This window comes from Tepidiforma thermophila, assembly GCF_002563855.1.
In the GTDB taxonomy this organism is placed as follows: domain Bacteria; phylum Chloroflexota; class Dehalococcoidia; order Tepidiformales; family Tepidiformaceae; genus Tepidiforma; species Tepidiforma thermophila.
Genome location: NZ_PDJQ01000001.1, coordinates 2,694,678 through 2,712,967 on the forward strand (window position 1 = coordinate 2,694,678; position 18,290 = coordinate 2,712,967).

General features: G+C 71.2%; 22 protein-coding genes. 4 read left to right on the forward strand and 18 right to left on the reverse strand.

What is annotated here, in order from left to right:
* Positions 1–32: 32 nt before the first annotated feature.
* The 3 genes from A9A59_RS13125 (at position 33) to A9A59_RS13135 (ending at position 2,382) form a co-directional block, all read left to right on the forward strand.
* A complete protein-coding gene (locus tag A9A59_RS13125) occupies positions 33–617 on the forward strand; it encodes an RDD family protein (RefSeq protein ID WP_165772738.1) in 585 nt (194 codons plus the stop codon).
* Positions 614–1,522 (forward strand): hypothetical protein, encoded by a 909-nt coding sequence (locus tag A9A59_RS13130; RefSeq protein WP_098504702.1) that lies wholly within the window; start codon positions 614–616, stop codon positions 1,520–1,522. Before A9A59_RS13125 ends, A9A59_RS13130 begins: the two co-directional genes overlap by 4 nt.
* Before the next feature lie 68 nt (positions 1,523–1,590).
* Complete coding sequence (locus A9A59_RS13135) at positions 1,591–2,382, forward strand: enoyl-CoA hydratase-related protein (protein WP_278286914.1); 792 nt, start codon at positions 1,591–1,593, stop codon at positions 2,380–2,382.
* Positions 2,383–2,388: 6 nt separating this feature from the next.
* Here A9A59_RS13135 and A9A59_RS13140 read toward each other — a convergent pair whose 3' ends face one another.
* The 17 genes from A9A59_RS13140 to A9A59_RS13220 all read right to left on the reverse strand — a co-directional run bounded on the left by A9A59_RS13140 (position 2,389) and on the right by A9A59_RS13220 (position 15,720).
* The gene (locus A9A59_RS13140) at positions 2,389–3,162 is read right to left on the reverse strand and encodes a hypothetical protein (RefSeq protein WP_098504704.1); all 774 of its coding nucleotides are present in this window, start codon (positions 3,160–3,162) and stop codon (positions 2,389–2,391) included.
* Between the two features lie 39 nt (positions 3,163–3,201).
* Complete coding sequence (locus A9A59_RS13145) at positions 3,202–3,693, reverse strand: hypothetical protein (protein WP_133117630.1); 492 nt, start codon at positions 3,691–3,693, stop codon at positions 3,202–3,204.
* Positions 3,668–4,645, reverse strand: coding sequence for a YncE family protein (locus A9A59_RS13150; protein WP_133117631.1), 978 nt, complete (start codon positions 4,643–4,645; stop codon positions 3,668–3,670). The genes A9A59_RS13145 and A9A59_RS13150 overlap by 26 nt, the downstream gene beginning before the upstream one ends.
* Positions 4,646–4,699: 54 nt before the next feature.
* Positions 4,700–5,983, reverse strand: coding sequence for a flagellar hook protein FlgE (locus A9A59_RS13155; RefSeq protein ID WP_098504707.1), 1,284 nt, complete (start codon positions 5,981–5,983; stop codon positions 4,700–4,702).
* An 85-nt stretch (positions 5,984–6,068) separates the two neighbouring features.
* Positions 6,069–6,188 (reverse strand): hypothetical protein, encoded by a 120-nt coding sequence (locus A9A59_RS13160; protein WP_098504708.1) that lies wholly within the window; start codon positions 6,186–6,188, stop codon positions 6,069–6,071.
* A 258-nt stretch (positions 6,189–6,446) separates the two neighbouring features.
* Entirely contained in the window at positions 6,447–7,004 is a 558-nt protein-coding gene (locus tag A9A59_RS13165) for a flagellar hook capping FlgD N-terminal domain-containing protein (RefSeq protein ID WP_098504709.1), read from the reverse strand.
* A 14-nt stretch (positions 7,005–7,018) separates the two neighbouring features.
* The gene (locus tag A9A59_RS13170; RefSeq protein ID WP_098504710.1) at positions 7,019–8,266 is read right to left on the reverse strand and encodes a flagellar hook-length control protein FliK; all 1,248 of its coding nucleotides are present in this window, start codon (positions 8,264–8,266) and stop codon (positions 7,019–7,021) included.
* Positions 8,266–8,553 carry a flagellar hook-basal body complex protein FliE gene (gene fliE, locus A9A59_RS13175; RefSeq protein ID WP_278286915.1) on the reverse strand — a complete coding sequence of 96 codons (288 nt, stop codon included), beginning with the start codon at positions 8,551–8,553 and terminating at the stop codon, positions 8,266–8,268. The genes A9A59_RS13170 and fliE overlap by 1 nt, the downstream gene beginning before the upstream one ends.
* A 49-nt stretch (positions 8,554–8,602) precedes the next feature.
* The gene (gene flgC / locus A9A59_RS13180; protein ID WP_098504712.1) at positions 8,603–9,049 is read right to left on the reverse strand and encodes a flagellar basal body rod protein FlgC; all 447 of its coding nucleotides are present in this window, start codon (positions 9,047–9,049) and stop codon (positions 8,603–8,605) included.
* 11 nt (positions 9,050–9,060) lie between these two features.
* Positions 9,061–9,459 (reverse strand): flagellar basal body rod protein FlgB, encoded by a 399-nt coding sequence (gene flgB / locus A9A59_RS13185; RefSeq protein WP_098504713.1) that lies wholly within the window; start codon positions 9,457–9,459, stop codon positions 9,061–9,063.
* Complete coding sequence (gene fliJ / locus A9A59_RS13190; protein ID WP_098504714.1) at positions 9,456–9,914, reverse strand: flagellar export protein FliJ; 459 nt, start codon at positions 9,912–9,914, stop codon at positions 9,456–9,458. The genes flgB and fliJ overlap by 4 nt, the downstream gene beginning before the upstream one ends.
* The gene (locus A9A59_RS13195) at positions 9,889–11,292 is read right to left on the reverse strand and encodes a FliI/YscN family ATPase (RefSeq protein WP_098504715.1); all 1,404 of its coding nucleotides are present in this window, start codon (positions 11,290–11,292) and stop codon (positions 9,889–9,891) included. Before A9A59_RS13195 ends, fliJ begins: the two co-directional genes overlap by 26 nt.
* On the reverse strand, positions 11,289–11,987 hold the full coding sequence (locus A9A59_RS13200) for a FliH/SctL family protein (RefSeq protein WP_098504716.1): 699 nt from the start codon (positions 11,985–11,987) through the stop codon (positions 11,289–11,291). The genes A9A59_RS13195 and A9A59_RS13200 overlap by 4 nt, the downstream gene beginning before the upstream one ends.
* On the reverse strand, positions 11,971–12,990 hold the full coding sequence (gene fliG / locus A9A59_RS13205; protein ID WP_098504717.1) for a flagellar motor switch protein FliG: 1,020 nt from the start codon (positions 12,988–12,990) through the stop codon (positions 11,971–11,973). Before fliG ends, A9A59_RS13200 begins: the two co-directional genes overlap by 17 nt.
* A gap of 6 nt (positions 12,991–12,996) precedes the next feature.
* On the reverse strand, positions 12,997–14,574 hold the full coding sequence (fliF, locus tag A9A59_RS13210) for a flagellar basal-body MS-ring/collar protein FliF (protein WP_098504718.1): 1,578 nt from the start codon (positions 14,572–14,574) through the stop codon (positions 12,997–12,999).
* A gap of 133 nt (positions 14,575–14,707) precedes the next feature.
* Complete coding sequence (gene yqeK, locus A9A59_RS13215) at positions 14,708–15,355, reverse strand: bis(5'-nucleosyl)-tetraphosphatase (symmetrical) YqeK (protein ID WP_098504719.1); 648 nt, start codon at positions 15,353–15,355, stop codon at positions 14,708–14,710.
* 23 nt (positions 15,356–15,378) lie between these two features.
* Positions 15,379–15,720, reverse strand: coding sequence for an HIT domain-containing protein (locus A9A59_RS13220; RefSeq protein WP_165772739.1), 342 nt, complete (start codon positions 15,718–15,720; stop codon positions 15,379–15,381).
* A gap of 85 nt (positions 15,721–15,805) precedes the next feature.
* Between A9A59_RS13220 and A9A59_RS13225 the strand changes: the two genes are divergently transcribed.
* Entirely contained in the window at positions 15,806–16,366 is a 561-nt protein-coding gene (locus A9A59_RS13225) for a flavin reductase family protein (protein WP_165772740.1), read from the forward strand.
* A 12-nt stretch (positions 16,367–16,378) separates the two neighbouring features.
* Here A9A59_RS13225 and A9A59_RS13230 read toward each other — a convergent pair whose 3' ends face one another.
* Positions 16,379–18,280 (reverse strand): S9 family peptidase, encoded by a 1,902-nt coding sequence (locus A9A59_RS13230; protein ID WP_098504721.1) that lies wholly within the window; start codon positions 18,278–18,280, stop codon positions 16,379–16,381.
* Positions 18,281–18,290: the final 10 nt, after the last annotated feature.

Sequence of the window (18,290 nt, forward strand, 5' to 3'; positions counted from 1 at the left end):
CGCTTTACCCGGGCCGTCGTAGACTGGCAGGGATGAGCGCAGATGCTGCGATGGGCTCGCGCGGGGCCGGCGGAGGTAACCGGCCGGCGTTCCGGCTGCACTATGCGTCATTCGAATCGCGGGTGGCGGCGGGCGCGCTCGATGTGCTCGTGCTGTTCATCATCGCGTCGCTGCTGGTGACGGCGGGTTCGCTCATCGTGCTCATTTCGTCGGATTTCGAACGGGTGGAGCCATCGTCGACGGCGCTGTCGGCGTTCTGGGTGTGTGTGGCGCTCATCCCGGTGGCCTTCCTGCTCTACTTTTTCATCGGGCTGGCATGGAAGGGGCAGACAGTCGGGGCGGCGGTCATGCAGCTGATGGTGGTGCGGTCGGACGGGCGGCCCCTGGGCGTGCTGGGGGCGATGGCGCGGGTGATCGGGCTGCTGGCGTACGTCCTTCTTGCCGGCATCGGAATTGTCGGGGCATACGCGCTCCGGGAGTCGACGGTGGCGGCCGGGGCGGTGCTCGGCGGCGCGCTGGTGCTGGCAGCGCTGGGGATCCTGTGGGCGGCATTTGACCGGCACCGGCGGACGCTGCACGACCGGCTGGCCGGGACGATTGTGGTGCGGCTGGTGTGAGCACCGGCGACACGTTCGAGGAGGGTGCGGCCGGGCTTTCGGCCCGGGAGCGGGTCTTTGCACAGGTCGGGGGGACGGGCGAAGGCCGACGGTCGCTGGTGGCGGTGCTGCTGGCGCTGGCGGCGTTCGGGATGGTGCTGAGCACGAGCGCCTGGCAGGTGACGGCGGAGTCGACGGCGGTGCCGATGCTGCGGGCGGCCATTGCGAGCCTGACGGATATCGACGCGTTCATTGCGGAGCATGGTGCGGAGCTGCGCGAGGAGGCAGCGCGGACCGAGGGATCCCTCGAGCCGGCGGGATATGCGCTGCCCGTGGTGCTGGAGGCGCAGGAGGTTCGGACAGCCACCGATGGCGATCTGCGGGCGATGCTGCTCGACCGCTCGGCGGCGCTGGTGTACGCGGAAGGGCTAGGCGCGTTCGACCGGACCGGGGACCAGCGGATTGACCGGCTTTCGCTGGTGGGGCTCCTGGAGCTGGGTGCTGGGCAACTCTCGGGGCCGCTGCACACGCGGGCGGGGGTGGCTGCGGCAACGCTGGCGGTCGCGACGGCGCTCTTGGGGGCGCTGCTGGCGAGCCTAAGCGAGGGATGGAGCCGGATGCGGGCGCCGGCGGCAGCGATGGCGCTCGGGGGCGTGGGTGCGGCTGCGGTGAGCTTCGCCTTCTGGGCGGCCGCCGGGCAGGTGGGCGGCAGCGACCCGTTCGTGGCGGACCTGAGGACCATCGCGCAGGCCGGGTTTGCGGCGGGGACGCGGAACGGCGCGTTCGTGGCGGGGGCGGGGCTGGCGGCGGTGGTTGCCTCATGGGTGCTGGAGTACGCCGAGCGGCGGACCTTCGCCGGGGAGGAGACGGGGGGTGCGGATGGGTTCCGAGCGGGGTATGCCGACGAGGAGCGGGACGCGGGGTAGCGCCCGGGTTTTGCGGGCGAGGGCGGGAGCGGCCAGAATGCGGGGGCACCTGTCGTGGAGGAGACCCTGTGGAATTTTGCCGCTACGAGAAGAAGGGCCATGTCGTGACGATCACGATCACCAGGCCGGAAGTCATGAATGCGCTGCACCCGCCAGCGAGCCGGGAGCTGGATGCGGCGTGGGACCAGTTCGCCGCGGATGATGACGCCTGGGTGGCCGTGCTGACGGGTGAGGGCGACCGCGCGTTTTCGGCGGGGAACGACCTGAAGTACACGGCGGAGATGTCGCGGCTGCCGAAGGAGCAGCGGCCGGACCTTTCGTGGCCGAAGGGCGGGTTCGGCGGGATTACGAACCGGTTCGACCTGTTCAAACCGATCATTGCGCGGGTGAACGGCTTCGCGCTGGGCGGCGGGCTGGAGATGGCGCTGGCGTGCGACATCATTGTGGCGGCGGAACACGCGGAACTCGGGCTGCCGGAGCCGCGACGGGGGTTGATCGCAGGGGCGCTCGGTGTGCACCGGCTGCCGCGGCAGATCCCGCTAAAGATGGCGATGGGCTACATGCTGACGGGACGGCATATCCCTGCCCGGCGGGCCGCTGAGCTGGGGCTGGTGAACGAGGTGGTGCCGCTGCACGAACTGGACGGTGCGGTTGAACGATGGGTGGAGGATATCCTGCGGTGCGCTCCGCTTTCGGTGCGGGCGACCAAGGAGGCGGCGATGCGGGGGCTGCACCTGAGTCTCGAAGTGGCGGCGGCGCAGCGGTATGAGTGGGAGATGCGGCGCCGGACGAGCGAGGATGCGCTGGAAGGGCCGCGGGCGTTCGCGGAGAAGCGGGCGCCGCAGTGGAAGGGGCGGTAGCCGGGCTCAGCCGGGGTAGCGAGCGGCGAAGTCGGCCTCGCCGAGGCGGGCGCCGAACCGCCGCTCGCTGACCGCGAGCTCCATGCGGGTGAGCTGGGCGAGGCCCTTGCGCGTATCGCTGGCGACGCGGGCGCGGTCCTGCGACTTGAGGCGGCGTTTGAAGAGCCAGTACGTGAACGCCTTCCAGTCGCCGAGGGAGACATCGCCGCTGATGAGGACGCCGGTCTCTTCGTAGTGGAGCGCGAGGAGTTCGTCGCGGGATTTGCCGTAGATGCGCTGGTACATGGTCTCGTCGACGCGCTGGTCGAAGCCCCAGACGCGGCTGCGGATCTCTTTGTGGATTTCCTCTTCGACGGAGAGCTGGAGGGCCTCTTCGACGAGGACGCCGTAGAGGTAGTTGAGGTGGGCGGAGTACTTGGCGGGGCCGATGCGGCGGGCGAACTCTTCGTCGTCGATGTCGACGTCGGCGGGCCACTGGTTGTGCCAGAGGAGGGCATCGCGTTCGGCGGCAGGAACGAGGTCGGCGGCGTCGTCAAGGAGGCGCTCAGCGAGGAGGAGCCAGTCGAATGCTTCGCCGGCGATCAGGTAGCGGTAGCAGCGGCCGCGGACGACTTCCTCCGGGAGGCGCCAGCGGGCGACGGCGTCGAGGAGGGCTTCGAACCAGTGCTTGCCGTCGAGGATGGCCTGGCGCATGCGCAGGACGATCTCGTCCGGTGCGGGGAGGCGCGCCTCGTCGATGTCACCTTCGAGGACGGGGATGGGGCCGCCGGAAGTGGACATATGCGGAGATGGTAGCACGGGGCGGCGGCAGGCCCGAGGTCAGGCGCCGCGCCAGATTTTGCGGCGGTCCCAGCAGCGGGCGCAGACGGAGGCGGGGCGTTCGACGGTGACCCACCCCTGCCGGAAGGGGTACATCCGTTCACGGACGTGGAGTGAACAGAAGTGGCCGCGGCAAAGGGAGCACTCGTGGGCGGGATGCGGGGTGCAGCCTTCGATGCCGCAGAGGCCGGCCTGGTTGCGGGTGAGCACGGCGCGGCGGTAGGACTGGTAAGCGACGAGGTCGTCGCGCTTGGCGCGGCAGCGGGCGGAGGTGCAAACGGCCTCGTGGCCTTCCCGGTAGTAGGTGTGGCGAGCGCAGAAGGGTTTCCCGCAGTAGACGCAGGTTTCTTCGGCGGGGCTGTTGCAGCGGGAGAAGCGGCCACCGAGGCGGCAGCGCTGGCCGACGAGCATGCCGATCACCGCACAGGGGAGGTGGAACCATGGTGCGGCGGGCCCGGGCGGCCGGTCAATCGGGGAGCCAGAGGCAGGCACCGGGACCTTCGGCGGCGGTGTAGCGGGCGGCGACCCGCCAGGATGCGGTCTCGAAGATGGTAATGCGGCCCTCGGCGTTGGAGACGACGGCGAGGTAGGCGCCGGAGGGGGAGCGGCAGAGCCCATCGGGGCGGGCCGGTACGTCGAGGCGGCGGAGGATGGCGCGGCGCTCGGCATCGACGATGGCGACCTGGTCGGCCTCCTGGAGGGCGACGGCGATGGTGCGCTCATCGAGGGGGAGGAGGCGCACCGGCCCGCCGCCGAGGGGAATGTCGGCGACCGGCTCGAGGGAGAGCGGACGGAGGAGGTGGAGGGTGCCGTCGAGGTAGGCGGCTGCCGCGACGATGCCGGGGAGCGCGGCGAGCGCCTCGGGCAGGCGGCCGACGGATGCCACGGTGCCCCCTGCGGGGCGGACGGTTTCGACGCGGTCGGCGCGGGCGGCGGCAACGTGGGGGACGCCCCCGGCGAGCACCACGATGTGAGGCGTGGCGCCGGTGGGCCAGCGGTCGATTTCGGCCAGGGTTGCCACGTCGAGCGCGACAAGCTCGTCGGCGGCATCGAGGCCCACGTAGAGGACGCGCTGGGCAGGGTCGAAGGCGAGCCCGTGGGGCTGGCCAGGCAGCTGGACGAGGCGGAGGAGGCCCGGCGCGCGGGGGTCGACCTCGGCGAGGAGGCCGGCACGGGGGAGCGTGGCGTAGAGGCGGCCGTTGGCCTCGACCAGCTCGTGGGGGGCGCCGGGCAGGGCGAGGGTCCGGGACGTGCCGGCGGAGAGGCTGCGAAGTTCGAGCAGGTCGGCGCGAAGGCTGGCGACAACGAGAGTGCCCTCCGATGGGGGAGGGACAGCGGGCTGGCGCTGTGCCTGCCGGGAGAACGCCAGGATCGCCAGGAGCATCACCGGGAGGACGGCGAGGCTGGCGAAGCGGTTCAAACGGACGATAGAGGTGCGGGTCATGGGCTGGAGGCGGCCGGGGGCGGGGAGCAGGGCCGCCCCCGGCCGGAGCGAGGGTTAGCGGATGATGTTGACGAGGTCCTGGAGCATCTGGTCGCCGGCGGTGATGACGCGGGAAGAGGACTGGAAGCCGCGCTGGGCGAGGATGACGGATGTGAACTGCTGGGCGAGGTCGACGTTGGAGGATTCGAGGGTGCCGGTGGAGACGGAGCCGCGGCCGTTGGTGTTGGGCTGGCCGATGATCGGCTCGCCGGAGTTGGCGCTGGGGGCCCAGAGGTTCTGGCCGAGGCGCTGCAGGCCCCCGGGGTTGGTGAAGGCAGCCAGGGCGAGCTGGCCGATGATCTGGTTGGCGCCGTTGGAGTAGATGCCCGTGATTTCGCCGGTGGAGCCGACGGCGAAGGAGACGAGCGCGCCGGCGGGGGCGCCGTCCTGGCTGGAGACGTTGAGCTGGCTGGCGCCGGCGAACTGGGTAAGGGCGGAGAAGTCGATATCGAAGGCGAGCGGCGTCGCGGCACCGCTGGGAAGGGTGGGCAGGGAGAAGTTCAGGATGCCGTTGGCCGGGGCCTGGACGGCGCCGGTGGTGTTGTTGAAGACGATCTGGCCGGGCGTGGGCGTGACCTGTTGCTCGGCCGTGAGCGGGTTCCCATCGTGGTCGTAGAAGGCGAAGACGTCCCAGGTGTTGGCCGCGGAGTTCTTGCGGAATTCGAGGTTGAGGGTGATGGCGTTGCCGAGGGAGTCGTAGACGGTGAGGGTGGACTGGACGAGGCCGGTGGCCGGCGGGCCGGCGTTGTAGGTGGGGGTGCCGGCATCGAGGTTGCCGGCCATGACGACTTCGCTGGTGACGCGGGCGCTGATGCGGGTGCCGAAGGGGATGGAGAGGGGAACGAGAGGGCCGTCGACGTCGATGACGCCGGAGGCATCGGCGCGCCAGCCCATGACCTTGAGGCCGGTGACCGGGTTGACGAGGTTACCGGCGACATCGATATCGAAGGCGCCGTCGCGGGTGTAGTAGTTGCGGGAGCCATCGGAGACGACGAAGAAGCCGTCGCCCTGGATGGCGAAGTCGGTGAGCTTGCCGGTGCTCTGGAGGGAGCCCTGGGTCATGATGTTGTCGATGCCGCCGAGCTGCATGCCCAGGCCGATCTGTGCGGGGTTCATGCCGCCGCGGCCGCCCTGGGGGCTGCTGGCGCCGCGGATGGTCTGGCCGAGGATGTCCTGGAAGGTGACGCGGGAGGACTTGAAGGCGATGGTGTTGACATTGGCGATGTTGTTGCCGACGACGTCCATGAAGGCCATGTGGTTCTTCATGCCGGAGATGGCGGAGAAGAGTGCTCGCATCATGGTGGGTACTCGATCCTTTCTGTGCCGTTGCTGGTGAGGTGGCGGTGCGGATCGGGCCTCCGACGAGCGGACCGGCCCGGAGCTGCTAGGCGATGACGACGGAATCGATGTTCGTGAAGACGTGCTCCTTTCCACGGGTGGTGTCGAGGGCGGTGACCACGGTTCGACCGGGGACATCGACGATGACGGCGAGGTTGTCGAGCATGACGACGGTGCTGCGGGCGCCCTTGCCGGCGGCGCGGTCGATGGCGGATTCGAGACGCTGGAGCTTCGGGGCATCGAGGGCGAGTTCGCGCCGTTCGATGCGCTTTGCGGCGTGGCCGGAGAGCGCGACGCGGGTGCTGGCGCGCTGGAGGAGGTCGGCGAAGGCGGGGCCGCCTTGCGGTGCCGCGGCGGGGGCCGGCGCGGCGGGGCGGGGCAGGGCGGGGCAGGGCGGCGGGGCCGATGGGGGCGGTGCGGTCGATCATGGCTGCTGCACCTGGCTGACGGTGAAGAGGTCGAGGACTTTGCCGCCGACGTAGAGGAAGGGGATGCCGGAGCTATCCATGACGACCTTTTCGACGACGCCGGTGACCTCATTCCCGGCGTTGGGGAGGTCGGCAGCGGCAGCGACGACGCGCTCGTCTTCATTGACAGCGACGCGCTCGGGCGAGGTGAGCTTTGCGAAGGGGCGCCCGAACTTTTCGCGAGCGACGAGGTCGCGGGTGATGGCGATGGCATCGACCTGGCGGCCGGTGACGGTTTTGCCGATGAGGCCGGCGGCGCTGGTGAGCTCGGCGAGGCCCTGGAGCGCCTTCATACCCGAAGCGACGGCGCGCATCTGGTTGAGGGCTTCGAACTGGGCCATCTGGGCCATCCAGTCGGAGTCCTTCTGGGGCTCGAGGGGGTTTTGGTTGCGCATCTGGGCGATGATGAGCTTCATGAAGTCGACCTGGCCGAGCTCATTGGAGGGCGCGCCCGTGGAGGGCGTGTAGGTCGCGTTCTTGAGGCCGGTGACGGGGTCGATCTGCAGGCCGGGCATCGGTCGGGTGCCTCCTAGACGCGGTAGATGAGCGAGCCGTCGGGGTTGTAGGCGGCGCGCAGGCGGTGGTGGCGGGCTGCGGCAGCCGGGTCTTCGATACCGAGCAGAGCAGCGAACTCGCCCTTCGCGGGCGGCTGCTGGCGAGGGCGGACCTCCTCCCAGCCGCCGCTATCGCCCTGGCGGGCGCCAAGGCCGACGCTCAGCCCTTCGAGGCTCATGCCGCGCTGGCCGAGGAGGGCGGAGAGGTCGGCGGCGGCATCGCGAAGGAGGGCGACGGCCTCGGGGGTCTCGGCGTGGATATCGAGGTGGACGGCTTCGTGGCGGGCGGTGAGGCGGATGGTGATTTCGCCAAGCCCGGCGGGTTCGAGGCGGATGCGGGCCTCGCCGCCACCGTCTTCGACCCGTTCGATGACGGCGGTCGCGACGGCGTCGAGGTTAGTGATGGCGGGCGGCGCAGGAGGCGGGGGATCGGCTGGGGGCAGCGCGGCGCCCTGGGGGGAGGACGTTTCGCTGAGCTGGCCGACCGCGGACCCGGCGGCAGCGTGGGCGATGGCCGGTTCGGCGGCGCGCGGCAGCGGGCGGTCGGCGGGGCGGCGGGCATCGCGGACGGCGATGCCGGGCGGGAGGGCCGGTTCGGATCCCGGTGCGGCGTTCCCGACGGTGCGGACCACGCCTTTGGGGGATTCGGCGGGGAGGCCGGCCGGGGGTTCGGCGACCGCCCGGGGCGCTGCCGGCTCAGCGGACGGGGCGTCGGCCCGGGAGCCGGCGACAGGGTCAGCTTCCGGGGCCGCAGCCGGGTCGGCGGGGGCTTCGGCTGGCACGGCATCGGCCGAGGCGAGGGGCGACTCGGCTTCTGCTGGAGCGTCGGCACCGCCCGGCGCTTCGGGGGCGAGCATGGCGGGCGCCACGGCAGCGGGAGCGGCATCGGCCGGGAGCGCGGGCGACGGCGCCGGGACAGGCGAGGCGTCCGTTCCGTCCGGGGCGGCGGAAGGTCCGCCCGCGGGCAGCGCCTGGGCGGGGAGGACAGGAACCGGAACAAGTGCGAGCGCCGGCAGGAGATCGGCCCCGCTCTCGCGGCGCGGCGGCGGCGGCGGGAGGGCGGATTCGGACCGGCTCTCGCCGGCGGCGGCACCGGCGTCCCCGGCGATGGCCGCGAGGAGGGCGCCGAAGAGGTCGCCGGCGGCTGCGGTGCCGGTACCGCCGGCCTGGGCGGAACCGGCGAGTTCGAGCGGTGCGGGCTGGAGTTCGACGACGAGTCCCATCAGATTTGCATCCGGAAGACTTCCTGGTAGGCCTCGACGGCCTTGTTGCGGAGCTGGGTGGCGAGGGAGATCGCCAGGCTTTCGGTTTCGACGGCGAGCATGACGTCGTGGAGTTCGACGTCCTGGCCCGCTGCGAGGGCGTTGACCTTCGCGTCGGCGTTGTCGCTGATGGCCTGGAGCTGGCCGAGGGCGCGCCCGAGGAGGTCAGCGAACCCGGCTGCGGGTGCAGCCGCCGTGGCTCCAGTCTGTGCGAGGGGGCGCTGGCTCTGAATCGGTGCGATGTCCACGGGACCCTCCGGGATGCGTGTAACCGTGCGGGGTAAAACCCCGAGAGGACTATCTGCTGGTGATATCGAGGGCGCGGAGCGCCATCTGCTTGGCGGCGTTGAGGACGGTGACGTTGGCCTGGTAGGAGCGGTTGGCGGAGGTGAGGTCGGTCATCTCCTGGACGAGGTCGACATTGGGCATTTCGAGGTAGCCGGTTTCGGGGTCGGCGTCGGGGTGGGAGGGGTCGTAAACGGTGCGGCCGGGGGTCTCGTTATCCACGGCGACCTGGGTGAGGACGACGCCGGTGGAGCCGCCGCCGAGGAATTTGCGGATGACGCCGGAGAAGGGGAGGGCGGGGTCGCCGGAGGCGAAGCGGACGACCTGGCGGCGGTAGGGGCCGCCCTCGGGGGTGGCGGTGGTGTCGATGTTGGCGACGTTGTTGGCGACGACGTCCATGCGGACGCGCTGGGCGGCGAGGCCGGAGGCGGAGGAGGCGAGGGCGCGGATAAGGCTCATGGCGTGGCTCCTTAGCCGGTGATGGCGGTGCGAATGTTGTTGAGCTTGCGGGAGAGGACCTGGGCCGCGGCCTGGTAACGCATCTGGGTCTCGGCGAGGAGGACCATCTCCTGGTCGACGTCGACGGTGTTGCCGTCGCGGCGGCTGGAGGTGAGGAGCTGCTGGGGGTCGAGGCCGAGCTGGTCGCGGCGGAGTGACGGAGCGGCGATGTGGCGGGGGTCGGTAGTCGCGAGCCGGGCGGACTGGCGGCCGAAGGCGCGCTGGAGCTCGGTTTCGAAGTTGACCTCCTGGCGAACGTAGCCGGGGGTATCGATGTTGGCGATGTTGTTGGCGATGGCGCCCTGGCGGCGGCCGAGGCCGGAGAGCCAGGCGGTCACCTGGGCGATACCGCGGTCGGCGATGGGGTTCATGGGGTGTCCTCCGGAAGGGGTGTGCGGGGCTTCCAGCGGGCGGCGAGGAGGTCGTCGAGCTGGCGGGATTCGGCACGGGAGCGCTGGAGGCGCTCCTCGGCGCGGCGGCGTTCGAGCAGGAGTTCGAGGGAGCGGCGGTCGCGGCGGCGCTCCATGAGGGCGGCACGCTCCTCGGCGACGTCTTCTTCGGAGTGGGCGAGCGCCGCTTCGCGGGCGGCGATATCGCGGTCGAGGCGCTGGAGGCAGGCGCCGGCGGCGAGGAGGTCGGCGACGTCGACGGGGCCGGCGGGCAGCGGCGTATCGAGGAGGAGGTCGCGGCTGGATTGGGCTTCGGCGAGGGCGCGGGCGCGGCGGTCGCGGAGTGCGATGGCCTCGGCGAGCTCGCGGCGCTGGAGGCGTTCGAGGAGGCCGCGCTGGCGGACGAGCCGCTCAAGCCGCTTCGACGACAACGGCATCGGTCACCTCCCCTGGTTCGGATGCGGACCCGGCGGAGACGCCAGGGCCGGGATTGGCGGACGCGTCCTCGAATTCCGGGTCGATGGCGCAGAGGGCGGCGACGGCGTCGTCGAAGGGCGTAACGTCGTCGGCGCGCTGGCGGAGGAAGGCGTTGATGGCCGGGAGCAGTTCGAGGGCGCGGTCGACGAGCGGGTCGGCGCCGCGGCTGTAGGCGCCGATGGCGACGAGGTCGCGGGCGTCCTCGTAGGCGGCGAGGAGCTGGCGGAGGCGGCGGGCGGCTTCGCGGTGGGCCGGGCTGGCGACGCGGTCCATGAGGCGGGAGACGCTCTGGAGAACGTCGATGGGCGGGTAGTGGCCGGCGGAGGCGAGCGCGCGGCGAAGGACAATGTGGCCATCGAGGGTGGCGCGGGCGAGGTCGGCTATCGGCTCATCCATGTCTTCGCCATCGACGAGGACGGTGTAGACGGCGGTGATGGAGCCGGTTGGGCCGGGCCCGGCGCGTTCCATGAGGTGCGGGAGCATGGAGAAGACGGAGGGCGGATAGCCACGGGCGGTTGGGGGTTCGCCGGCGGCGAGGCCGATTTCGCGGCGGGCCATGGCGACGCGGGTGAGGCTGTCGAAGAGGAGGAGGACGTCGGCGCCCTGTTCGCGGAAGCCTTCGGCAATGGCGGTGGCGGTGCGGGCCGCGCAGATGCGCATTGCGGCGGGGTTATCGCCGGTGGAGGCGACGACGACGCAGTTCTGGAGCGCGTCGCGGCCGAGGTCGTGCTCGATGAAGTCGCGGACTTCGCGGCCGCGTTCACCGATGAGGGCGATGACGGTGATATCGGCGCGGGTGCCGCGGGCGAGCATGCCGAGGAGGGTGCTCTTGCCGACACCGGAGCCGGCGAAGATGCCGACGCGTTGACCGCGGCCGAGGGTGAGGAAGCCATCGACGGCGCGGACGCCGCTGGGGAGCGGGCGGGTGATGGGTTCGCGGTCGAGGGGGTGGGGCGGCTCGGCGGCGGCGGGCACCCAGCGCACGCCTTGGGGGACCGGGCCGCCATCGATGGGCCGGCCGAGGCCATCGAGGATGCGGCCGAGGAGCGAGGCGCCGACGGGGGCGAGCGGCGGGAAGCCGGTAGCGACGACACGGGCGCCGGCTGGCAGGGCCGCGCGTTCGAGCAGGGCGAGGTGGGCGATGCCGGGCGCCGCCCCGGCTGCTTCAGCGGGGATGGGGTTGCCGGACGGGTCCTCGATGAGGACGAGCTCGCCGGGCTGGAGGTTGATGCCGGCAGCGACGGCCATCTCGCCGGTGGCGTGGAGGAGGGTGCCGGTGCGGCGGTAGAGGCTGGCCCCGGCGAGGGCGCGGGTGATGGCTTCGAGGACGGCGGTCATTGTTCCGCCCCCGCGGCACGGCGGATGGCGAGCTCGGCGAGGCTGAGCCGGGCATCGAGGGTGGCGTCGATGGTGCCGTTGCGCAGGTCGATGATGCAGCCGCCGACTTCGACGGCACCGTCGGGGCGGACGTAGGCGCCGAGGTCGCCGAGGGCGGCGGTGACGGCGGCTTCGACGCCGGGATTGACGCGAATGCTGACGATCTCCTGGCCGGCGGCGGCACGGACGGCGTCATCGCAGGCGGCGGCAGTCAGCGCCGGCTCGGCGGCGTAGGCGTGGCCGACGATGCGGCGGACGGCGAGGATGACGGCGCTGGCGAGGAGTTCGCCGGCGGAGGCAGCGACCTGGTCGCGGATGGCGACGCCCTCGCGCGCGGCGGCGCGGATCAGTTCGAGCAGGCCGCGCGCTTCGGCCTCGGCGCTGGCAAGGCCCTCGGCGCGGGCGCGTTCGGCGGCCTCGCGGGCGGCGGCGGCGACTTGTTCGGCGGCAGCGCCGCGGATGCGGGCGGCCTCGGCTTCGGCGGCAGCGATGATCTCAGCGGCGCGGGCTTCGGCGGCGGCAATGATCTCGGCGGCGGTGGCGACCGGGGCCTCGACCGGGACTGCTGGCGAGGAGGCGCCGACGACGAAGACCTCGTTCTCGGCGCGGGCGCGGGAGGAGCGGATGACGCGCGGGGGCCTAGCCGACCAGCTCATCATCGCCTCCGCGGGAGATCACAATCTCTTCGGCCTCGTCGAGCCGACGGATGACCTCGACGATGCGCTGCTGGGCCTCTTCAACCTGGCGGAGCCGGACGGGGCCGGAGGCCTCCATGTCTTCGCGCAGCATCTGGGCGGCGCGCTGGGACATGTTGCGGAGGATGCACTCCTTGACGGCCTCGGACGTGGCCTTGAGGGCGAGGGCGAGGTCGCGGACTTCGACCTCGCGGAGGATGCGCTGGATGGAGCGGTCATCGAGGGTCGCGATGTTCTCGAAGACGAACATCCGCTTTTTGATCTGCTCGGCGAGTTCGGGCTCGCTCTCTTCGAGGGCTTCGATGATGGTCTTCTCCGTCATGCGGGAGGACTGCTTGAGGACCTGGACGAGGACTTCGATGCCGCCGACGGACTGGGTGACGCGGGAAGGCTGGAGGACGGCGCTGAGTTTGCGGCGGAGGACGGCTTCGACCTCGTTGACGATCTCGGGGTTGGCCCGGTCCATGAGGGCGATGCGGCGGGCGACGTCGGCGGCGAGCTCGGGTTCGAGGCCGGCGAGGACCTGGGCGGCCTTGTCGGGCTGGAGGAAGGAGGTGAGCAGGGCGATGGTCTGGGGGTGCTCGTTGGCAAGGAAGTTGACGAGCTGCTGGACGTTCAGGTGGCGGAGGAAGCCGAAGGGGACGGTGGGCGAGGTCGCCGAGAGGCGGTCGATGAGTTCTGCGGCTTTTTCTTCGCCGAGGGCGAGGCGGAGGAGGTCTTCGGCGTATTCGAGGCCGCCGAGGGAGATGACGTTCCGGGCGACGGCTGCCTCTTCGAACTCTTCGATGACTTCTTTGCGCTGCTCGGGGAGCAGCTCGCCCATTGCGGAGATCTCCCAGGTGAGGCGCTCGATGTCCTCGTCGGAAAGGTGGCGCAGAACCTCGGCCGAGCGCTCCTTGCCGAGGGTGATGAGCAGCGCAGCGGCTTTGCGGCGGCCTTTGAGCTTCTCGTCCTTGGCGACCATGGGCGGCTAGTCTTCCCTCATCCAGGTTTGGACGACGTCGGCGACGGCGCGGGGGTTGGCCTCGGCGAGGCGGAGGACACGCTCTTCGTGGGGGTCGGCGGGGGTTTCGAGGACGGGCAGCTCCTGCTGCGGCGCCGCGCTCGGGAGGGCGGCGAGGGCCGCCGCGGCGCCCGTGGGAAGCGCGTGGGGTGCAACCGGTGCGGGGAGCCGGAGCTGCCGCTTCGACAGCGAGCGGAGGAGGAGCATGACGAGGATGAAGGCGAGGATGACGGCGAGGATCGGAATGACGAGCTTGAGGTATTCGAAGTAGGCGGCGAGGCCGCCGGGGGTTTCGCCGACGAGGTCAGTGCGGGCGCTTTCGTCGAAGGGGAGGCGGGTGACGCTGATGACGTCGCCGCGGACCTGGTCGAGGCCGACGGCAGCGGCGACGGCGCTGGTGATGGCGGCCTCCTGGGCGGCGGTAACGGATTCGTCGAGGACGACGGAGACGCTGAGGCGCTCGAGCTTGCCGGGGGCCTGGATGGTGGTGGAGGTGGTCCTGGGGATTTCGTTGTTGGTGGTGGTTTCGGTGCGGGTGTACTGGGAGTTGCCGTTGGCGGTGGTGTTGGCGCCGCCGCCGGTGCCGCCGTTGGCTCCCGTGCCGGGGACGTTGCCGACGTTGAGGTTGGTGCCGGTAAAGGTCTCTTCGACGGTGGACTGGGAGCGGGGCACGGCCTGCTGGGGGGTGCCGAATTCGTCCTTCGTCTGGGTGACGTGGTCGAAGTTGAGGCTGGCGCGGATGGTGACGGCGCTGCGGCCGGGGCCGACGATGCGGGCGAGGACATCGCTGACATCGCGCTGGAGGGCGAGTTCGTACTGGCGCTGGAGCTCGAGCTGGGAGGCGGTTGCGCCTGCGGAGAAGCTTCCGCCGAAGGTGGCGCCATCGAAGAGGACGCGGCCGGCGTCGTCGATGATGGTGATGCCTTTTTCGGAGAGGCCTTCGACGGAGTTGGCGACGAGGTTGACGATGCCCTTGACCTGCTCATCGGAGAGCCGGGTGCCGGGGCGCAGCTGGAGGAGGACGCTGGCGGTGGCTTCGTGCTGGTCTTCTTTGAAGAGGGCTTCTTTGGGGATGGAGATGTGGACGCGGGAGGCTTTGACCGCGTCGAGGGTGTTGATGGAGCGGGCGAGTTCGCCTTCGAGGCCACGACGGAAGTTGACCTGCTGGACGAAGTCGGTCGCGCCGAAATTGGTTTTATCGAAGATTTCGAGGCCGACGGCGCCGCCGGTGGGGAGCCCGGCCTGGGCGAGCTTGATGCGGACTTCGGCGACCTTGTTGGCGGGCACCGCGATGGCGGAGCCGCCGCCGCGGAGCTCATAGGGGATGCCGAGCGACTCGAGCTCATCGGCCATGGCGGCGCTGTCTTCGGGGGCGAGGCCGGAGTAGGCGGTGACCATCTTCGGGCTGGAGGAGGCGAGGAAGAGCACCCAGACGAGCAGGAATCCGCCGATGCCGACGGCCGCGAGCATGACCTGGCGGGAGCGGGGGAGGGAGTTCCAGCGTTCGAGCCATGGTCCGAGCGGCGTGGTTTGCAGATTGCCCATGCGACACTCCGGGTGGTGATGCGCCGAAGGTAGCGATGGGCGGGACGGCTCCGCATCGGGGAGTCACCGATTGGGCGGGAACAGTCCCGTGAAGATTGGGGAGAAAACCCTGATTCTCGTGTGCGGTGGGGGGTTATGCGCCGAACGCCGGGTCGGCGTCGTCGTCAAGGGGGAGGATGGGCGGCAGGGCGCGGTCGGCGTGGTGCTCGGCGACCCAGCGGACGCGGGCGGTCCAGTGGGCGGGGTGGCTGACCCAGCCGTGGGTGCGCTCTTCGACCCACTTCCAGTCGGCCCAGCAGAGGAGGGCGGCATCGAGGTCGCGGCGGGCGAGGCGGCGGATTTCGCGCATGACGGGGGTGCGCTGGCGCTTGCGGGGTTCGAACTTGTCGGCGAGGAGGATGACCTTGGCGATCAGGGGCATTTCGGCGGCGCCGAGGGTGTGGTCGCGGACGGCGGCGAGGGCTTCATCGTCGGTGATGCCGAGCCGTTCGCGGAGGACGACGGCAGCGATGGGGCCGTGGAGCAGGACCGGCTCGAGGCGGTCGGTCTCGGTGATGGGGAGGCCGGCTTCGGCGGCGAGACGGAGCTGGTCGGCCGGGGGGTGGGCGCGGAAGAGGTCGTGGCCCCAGGCGGCGAGTTCGACGCGGTCGAGGTCGAGGTCCCAGCGAGCGGCGAGGTCGCGGGCTTCGGCGACGACGCGTTCGACGTGGGCGAGGAGGCCGGCGGGGAGGCGGGCGTACTCGGCGCGGACGGCCTCGATCTGCTGGCGGATGGTGCTCATGTGCGCGGGCGGCGCCGGCGCAGTCAGCCTTCGGGGCCGAGGCGGCGGCCGCCGAGGAGGTGCATGTGGAGGTGGTGGATGGTCATGCCGGCGGCATCGCCGACGTTGAAGGCGAGGCGGTAGCCGGGCTCCCAGACGCCCTCGACGCGGGCGACATCTTTGGCGAGGACGAACATGCCGGCGAGCACCTCAGCGTGGCTCCATTCAATGTCGCGGGCATTATCGATGTGGGCCTTCGGGATGATGAGGCAGTGGATGGGCGCGCGGGGGTTGATGTCGCGGATGGCGAAGGCGTGGCTGTTTTCGGCGACTTTGGTGACTGGCACTTCACCGCGGTGCATGCGGCAGAAGAGGCAATCCTGCATGGGCGCCATTGTGCGGAGGCGTGACCGTTGTGTCGATGGGGCAGGTTTTGCCGCCGGGGCGCTGGCGGGGTACGTTCGCGGGGCGATGACGCAGCCGGCACGGAGCGTGCTCTCGGAGTTCTGGTCGCCGCTGTGCGCGTTGGGCAGCCACGGCCCGGCGGGGCCGAACGCGCAGATCTGTCTTTCGGTGTTCGGGGCGTCGATTGTGCCGGAGCGGCCGCGGCTGCTGGCGGTCCTCTGGAAGACGAACTACACCCACGATTTGGTGACGGAAACCGGGACGCTGGCGATCACGGTGCTGGCGGAGGGGCAAGAGGGGCTGCTCGCGCCTCTGGGGCTGCGGAGCGGGCGCGAAGGGCCGAAGCTCGACGGGCTGGAGTACCGGCTGACGCCGGAGGGGGACCCGGTCTTCGCGGGCGGGGCCGGATGGCTCCGGGGGCGGGTGCTCGAGCGGTTCGACCTCGGGGATGCGACGGCGTTCATCGTCGCGGTGGCTGAGACGGGCACAGGCAGCGGCCGGCCGCTGCGGTGGCAGGATGCGCAGGCTGCTGTTGGCGCGGAGTTCCTCGAGCGTTGGGCCGAGAAGAGTGCGCGTGACCGGGCCGCGGCGGCGGAGGCGATGCGCTGGCTGCCGATGGAGGGCTGACCCGGCGGGCCGTCAGGCGTAGAGGACGTGGGTGCGGAGGAAGGCCTCGACGGTCCGGTAGAAGTGGTCGATGGTCTCGGACTTGCGCCAGCCGTGGCCTTCGCCGGGGTAGACGTGGTACTCGTGGGGGACGCCGCGGGCACGGAGGGAGGCGACGATGCTGTCGCTCTGTTCACGAGGGACGACGCGGTCGATTTCGCCCTGGAAGACGGCGATGGGGTCGCGGATGCGGTCGGCGTGGAAGATGGGTGAGCGCTCGCGGTAGACGGCGGCGGCTTCGGGGAGGGGGCCGAGGAGGGAGTCGAGGTAGCGGGCTTCGAACTTGTGAGTATCGGCGGCGAGGGTGAACTGGTTGGCGACGCCGAACATGCAGATGGCAGCTTTATAGACGCCGGGGTACTGGACGAGCGACTGGAGGACGGTGAAGCCGCCGGCGCTGCCACCCATGATGACGAGCCGGGAGCGGTCGGCGAGGCCGCGGTCGGCGAGGGCGAGGGCGCCGGTGCGGGCGTCTTCGACATCGTAGATGCCCCAGCTGCGGCGGAGCTTAAGCATGTACGCGCGGCCGTAGCCGGTGGAGCCGCGGTAGTTGGGGAGGAGGACGGCGTAGCCGCGAGTCGCGAAGAACTGGGCCTGGGGGTTCCAGGTGGCGGTGACCTGGCTGGTCGGGCCGCCGTGAACGAGGACGACGAGCGGGGGCGCGCCCGTCCCTTCGAAGCGGTCGCTGGCGGGCGGGTAGTAGAGGCCGTGGGCCTGCTCGCCGTCGAAGGACGTCCAGCTGACCGGTTCGGGGGCGGAGAGCGCGGAGGCGGGGACGAGTTCGCTGTCGCTGCGGCGGAAGACGTCGACGCGGGGCGCCGCCGGGTCGTGGAGGTCGAGGGCGATGACGCGCGGGGGCTGTTTGCCGCCGCTGGCGACGACGGCGAGCCGTTCGGCGGAGGGCGAGGCGGCCGGGGCGGAGAATGCGGTGTAGCCGGGCAGGGCCGGGGAGAGGTCGCGCTCACTGCCGGTGCGCGGGTCGAGCAGGACGAGGCGATGGAAGCCTGCGGTCGAGCGGATGAGGACGAGGGCGCCGGAGGGGAGCTCGGCGAAGGTGCGCATGCCGTGCATCCAGGCGGGGGTGCCGTGCTCGGTTTCGCCGGAGGTGAGCTGGCGGACCTGGCCGGTCGGGAGGTCGCGCCGGTAGAGGTGGCCCCAGCCGGTTTCGTCGCTGATGTAGCAGAGGCCGGCGCCGTCGCTGGTGAAGAGGGGCTGAAAGATGCTGACTTCGGGTCCGCCGGCGACGGTCTGGGAGGCGGACAACGCAGGGAGGGTGCCGGAGGTATCGAGGTCGGCCACACGGAGTTCGGTGGCATCCCAGGGCATGTTCGGGTGGTCCCATTCGACCCAGGCGAGGCGGTTGCCGGCGGGGTGCCAGGCCGGCTGCATGTAGAAGTCGCGGCCTTCGGCGAGGCGGCGGGGCCACTGGCGGCCTTCGGCGTCGACGACGGCGATGCAGTCGACATCTTCGAAGGAGTGGACGTAGGCGACCCAGCGTCCATCCGGGGAGACGGCCGGGCTGGAGGCGGCGCCGACGGGCGGGGTGATGGGGCGGGCCGGGCCGCCGGCGAGGTCCTGGCGGTAGATGCGCTGGTCGGCCTGTCCGACGAAGAAGGCGGCGCCGCGGGCGAGGGTGACGTCTCCGCCGCCGTAGCCGATGAAGGCGCGGACGGAGATTTCGGGAGTGAGGTCGCGGGTGGCGGCGTCGTCGAGGCGGCGGGTGACGATGACGCCGCGGTCGGAGCGGCCCTCGACCCAGGCGAGGGTTTGGCCGTCGGTATCCCAGGCCGGCTCATTGAGGCGGAGGGCAACAGCGAGGGCGGAGGGGGTGATGGGGCTCGGCCAGAGGCCGAACATGCGCTGCTCAGGTGCCATGGGCGCGATT

What these genes read in the sequence shown, in the direction of transcription:
- A9A59_RS13200 (WP_098504716.1), bottom strand. Translation starts at nt 11,987, where the DNA reads ATGAGCTGGTCGGCTAGGCCCCCGCGCGTCATCCGCTCCTCCCGCGCC.
- A9A59_RS13125 (WP_165772738.1), top strand. Translation starts at nt 33, where the DNA reads ATGAGCGCAGATGCTGCGATGGGCTCGCGCGGGGCCGGCGGAGGTAAC.
- A9A59_RS13150 (WP_133117631.1), bottom strand. Translation starts at nt 4,645, where the DNA reads ATGACCCGCACCTCTATCGTCCGTTTGAACCGCTTCGCCAGCCTCGCC.
- flgB (WP_098504713.1), bottom strand. Translation starts at nt 9,459, where the DNA reads ATGAACCCCATCGCCGACCGCGGTATCGCCCAGGTGACCGCCTGGCTC.
- flgC (WP_098504712.1), bottom strand. Translation starts at nt 9,049, where the DNA reads ATGAGCCTTATCCGCGCCCTCGCCTCCTCCGCCTCCGGCCTCGCCGCC.
- fliG (WP_098504717.1), bottom strand. Translation starts at nt 12,990, where the DNA reads ATGGTCGCCAAGGACGAGAAGCTCAAAGGCCGCCGCAAAGCCGCTGCG.
- A9A59_RS13155 (WP_098504707.1), bottom strand. Translation starts at nt 5,983, where the DNA reads ATGATGCGAGCACTCTTCTCCGCCATCTCCGGCATGAAGAACCACATG.
- A9A59_RS13220 (WP_165772739.1), bottom strand. Translation starts at nt 15,720, where the DNA reads ATGCAGGATTGCCTCTTCTGCCGCATGCACCGCGGTGAAGTGCCAGTC.
- A9A59_RS13195 (WP_098504715.1), bottom strand. Translation starts at nt 11,292, where the DNA reads ATGACCGCCGTCCTCGAAGCCATCACCCGCGCCCTCGCCGGGGCCAGC.
- A9A59_RS13225 (WP_165772740.1), top strand. Translation starts at nt 15,806, where the DNA reads ATGACGCAGCCGGCACGGAGCGTGCTCTCGGAGTTCTGGTCGCCGCTG.
- A9A59_RS13140 (WP_098504704.1), bottom strand. Translation starts at nt 3,162, where the DNA reads ATGTCCACTTCCGGCGGCCCCATCCCCGTCCTCGAAGGTGACATCGAC.
- yqeK (WP_098504719.1), bottom strand. Translation starts at nt 15,355, where the DNA reads ATGAGCACCATCCGCCAGCAGATCGAGGCCGTCCGCGCCGAGTACGCC.
- A9A59_RS13165 (WP_098504709.1), bottom strand. Translation starts at nt 7,004, where the DNA reads ATGCCCGGCCTGCAGATCGACCCCGTCACCGGCCTCAAGAACGCGACC.
- fliF (WP_098504718.1), bottom strand. Translation starts at nt 14,574, where the DNA reads ATGGGCAATCTGCAAACCACGCCGCTCGGACCATGGCTCGAACGCTGG.
- A9A59_RS13160 (WP_098504708.1), bottom strand. Translation starts at nt 6,188, where the DNA reads ATGCTCGACAACCTCGCCGTCATCGTCGATGTCCCCGGTCGAACCGTG.
- fliJ (WP_098504714.1), bottom strand. Translation starts at nt 9,914, where the DNA reads ATGCCGTTGTCGTCGAAGCGGCTTGAGCGGCTCGTCCGCCAGCGCGGC.
- A9A59_RS13170 (WP_098504710.1), bottom strand. Translation starts at nt 8,266, where the DNA reads ATGGGACTCGTCGTCGAACTCCAGCCCGCACCGCTCGAACTCGCCGGT.
- A9A59_RS13230 (WP_098504721.1), bottom strand. Translation starts at nt 18,280, where the DNA reads ATGGCACCTGAGCAGCGCATGTTCGGCCTCTGGCCGAGCCCCATCACC.